Source organism: uncultured Intestinimonas sp. (assembly GCF_944387725.1).
Taxonomy (GTDB): Bacteria; Bacillota; Clostridia; order Oscillospirales; family Oscillospiraceae; genus Intestinimonas.
In genome coordinates, this window is record NZ_CALXGA010000111.1 from 1 (window position 1) to 3,038 (window position 3,038).

2 protein-coding genes and 1 pseudogene are annotated in these 3,038 nt (G+C 67.4%); all 3 read right to left on the minus strand.

From position 1 onward, the window contains the following. Positions 1-872, minus strand: a pseudogene (locus tag Q0K09_RS10625) (dolichyl-phosphate-mannose--protein mannosyltransferase); the annotation flags it as partial. Positions 873-1,025: 153 nt separating this feature from the next. After that, positions 1,026-2,198 (minus strand): molecular chaperone DnaJ, encoded by a 1,173-nt coding sequence (gene dnaJ / locus Q0K09_RS10630; RefSeq protein WP_294476204.1) that lies wholly within the window; start codon positions 2,196-2,198, stop codon positions 1,026-1,028. Positions 2,199-2,322: 124 nt separating this feature from the next. Next, positions 2,323-3,038 (minus strand): Hsp70 family protein (locus tag Q0K09_RS10635; protein ID WP_294476206.1); only part of this gene is annotated, 716 nt, incomplete at its 5' end.

Sequence of the window (3,038 nt, forward strand, 5' to 3'; positions counted from 1 at the left end):
GGCGGGTGGGAGACCTCGTAGGGGTAGACGTTCTCGATGTGCTCCAGGGCGGTGCGGGGGTGGTAGATCTCGTCGAAGTAGGCGGAGTTGTACCAGCTGGACTGCTCCGGTACGGCGCCCTGCTCGTCAAAGAGGGGGCCGGCCCCGGCGGCGGTGAGGCCGGAGCTCCCCGTCCTCTCCGGGGCCAGGCGCAGGAGGCCCTGGGGGTCCTCACTTCCCCCCAGGCTGCCGTAGAGGGCCAGCTCTCCCAGCTCCAGCAGGCCGCTGTCGGCCCGGCCGGTGATGCGGAGATACCGGACATTCTGGGGGTTCTCCGGGCGGACCTCCAGCCACTTGAAGAGGTCGTTGTAGGCCTGGGGCAGGGCGTAGCTGGGGGCGTAGCCGTCGGCGTCGGCCCAATAGTCCACGGTGTTTCCGGCCTCGTCCTGCCGCTGCCAGAGGGTGTACCAGGTCTCCCCGTCAGCGGAGACCTCCAGGTTGTAGCTGCCGGCGCCCAGGTTGGAAAAGTACATCAGCTTGGTGAGGTAGACGGTCTGGGACAGGGTGACGGTGACGGTCTGGTTCTCCCCGAAGTCCAGGGCCGACTGGGGGGCGGTGAAGGCGCCCAGTCGGAAGAAGGCGGTGGCGGCATAGGCCGCCGTCAGCAGGACCAGGGGCAGGACGTCGCCCCGGGCCATGGGGTGGCAGGGCAGAGTCAGGGAGAAGGGGCGGCGCTCCTGGAGGGCCACCCACTCCAGGCTCCCCTTCCGGGGGAGGGAGACGAGACAGCAGCGGGCAAAGAAGAGAATTATCCCCGCCAGCACCACCAGGGCGCAGAGAAGGGGGATGGACTGCTGGAGGGCAGTTCCCAGCGCGGGCCAGAGCTCAGACATGAGACACCTCCGGGAAGACGAGGATGGGCGGTCCCCCCGCAGGTAGGACCGCCCCTATTGTATTGCTTTTCCAGAGGTTTGTCAAAAGATTCTGCGCGGCGGAGCAAAAAAGGCTCCGGCCCGCCGCGCATTTGTGCGGGCCGGAGCCGGGCCTTATTTTTTCTTTTTGCCCCCCAGGTTCTCGAAGAAGTTTTTGATGGGATCGCCGCCGTGGGCGGCGTCGCCCATGGTGCGGGCAAACTCCCGCAGGGCGTCCTTCTGCTCCTTGTTCATCCCGGTGGGGACCTGGACCTTCACGGTGACGTACTGGTCCCCCCGGCCCCGGCCGTTGAGGCTGGGGATGCCCTTGCCCCGCAGGCGGAAGGTGGCGCCCGTCTGGGTGCCCTCAGGCATGGTGTACTTGACGTTGCCGTCGATGGTGGGGATCTCCAGCTCGGCCCCCAGGGCGGCCTGGGCGAAGGAGACCGGCTGCTCTAGGTAGACCGACGTGCCTTCCCGTCGGAAGAGGGGATGGGGGGTCACGGAGACGGCGATGAGCAGGTCCCCGGGGGGGCCTCCGTTGCGGCCTGCGCCGCCCTGGCCCCGGAGGGAGACGGCCTGGCCGTCGTCGATGCCGGCGGGGATGGTGACCATCAGCTTCTTTTGCCGCCGGACGCTTCCGGCGCCGTTGCAGGTCTTACAGGGCTGGTGGATGATCTTGCCGGTGCCCCGGCACTTGGGGCAGGTGGTGGTGGTGGAGAAGGCGAAGCCGCCGCCTCCCCGCTGAATCCGCACGGCGCCGCTGCCATGGCAGTCGGGACAGACCTCCGCCGTGGTGCCCGGGGCGCAGCCGCTGCCCTTGCACACGTCGCAGGGCTCGGTGCGGGAGACGGTGACCTCCTTCTCGCAGCCGAAGGCCGCCTCCTGGAAGGAGATGGTGACCCCTGCCCGGACGGTCTCCCCCTTCTGGGGGGCGTTGCGGCGGCTGGAAGCGCCTCCGCCGCCGAAGCCGCCGAAGCCCCCGCCGAAAAAGGAGCCGAAGAGGTCGCCCAGGTCGATGTCCCCCATGTCGGTGAAGCCGCCGAAGCCGCCCCCCGCGCCGGGGTTGAAGTTGGGGTCCACCCCCGCGTGGCCGAACTGGTCGTAGCGGGCGCGCTTCTCCTTGTCGGAGAGGACCTCGTAGGCCTCGTTGACCTCCTTGAAGTTGGCCTCGGCGGTTTTGTCCCCGGGATTCAGGTCGGGGTGATATTTCTTGGCCAGCTTGCGGTAGGACTTTTTGATCTCGTCGTCGCTGGCCCCCTTGCTGACGCCCAGGACCTCATAATAATCTCGTTTTTGGTCCGCCATATGTGTGTTCACCTCGTTTCATAGGAGACAGGAAAAGAGGGGAGACGGACCGCCGGAGGGGAGGGCCGGCCGGGCCGGCCCCCGCCCCGGGGAGTCCGTATCCCTCCTCCTGGAGCAAATGGAATTACTTGTCGTCGTCCACCACCTGGTAGTCGGCGTCCACCACGTTGGGGTCGGCGCCGCCGGCGGCCTGACCGCCGCCGAAGCCCGCGCCGCCCATATCGGGTCCCCCGGCCTGGGGGCCGCCGGCCTGGTTGTAGAGCTTCTCGCTGATGGGGTAGAAGGTGCGGCTGAGCTCCTCGGTGGCCGTCTTGATGGCGTTGGCGTCGGCGCCCTTGAGGGCCTCCTTGAGCTTGCTGAGGGCGGCGTCCAGGGTGGACTTGTCGCTGGCGTCCAGCTTATCCTTCAGCTCCTCCATGACCTTCTCGGTCTGGTAGACCATCTGGTCGCCCTGGTTGCGGATCTCCACCTCTTCCTTCCGCTTGGCGTCCTCGGCGGCGAACTGCTCGGCCTCCTTGACGGCCTTGTCGATGTCCTCCTTGGACATGTTGGTGGAGGAGGTGATGGTGATGTGCTGCTCCTTGCCGGTGCCCAGGTCCTTGGCGGAGACGTTGACGATGCCGTTGGCGTCGATGTCGAAGGTCACCTCGATCTGGGGCACGCCCCGGCGTGCGGGGGCGATGCCGTCCAGGTTGAACCGGCCCAGGGTCTTGTTGTACTGGGCCATTTCCCGCTCGCCCTGGAGGACGTGGACCTCCACGCTGGTCTGGTTGTCGGCGGCGGTGGTGAAGACCTGGCTCTTCTTGGCGGGGATGGTGGTGTTGCGCTCGATGAGCTTGG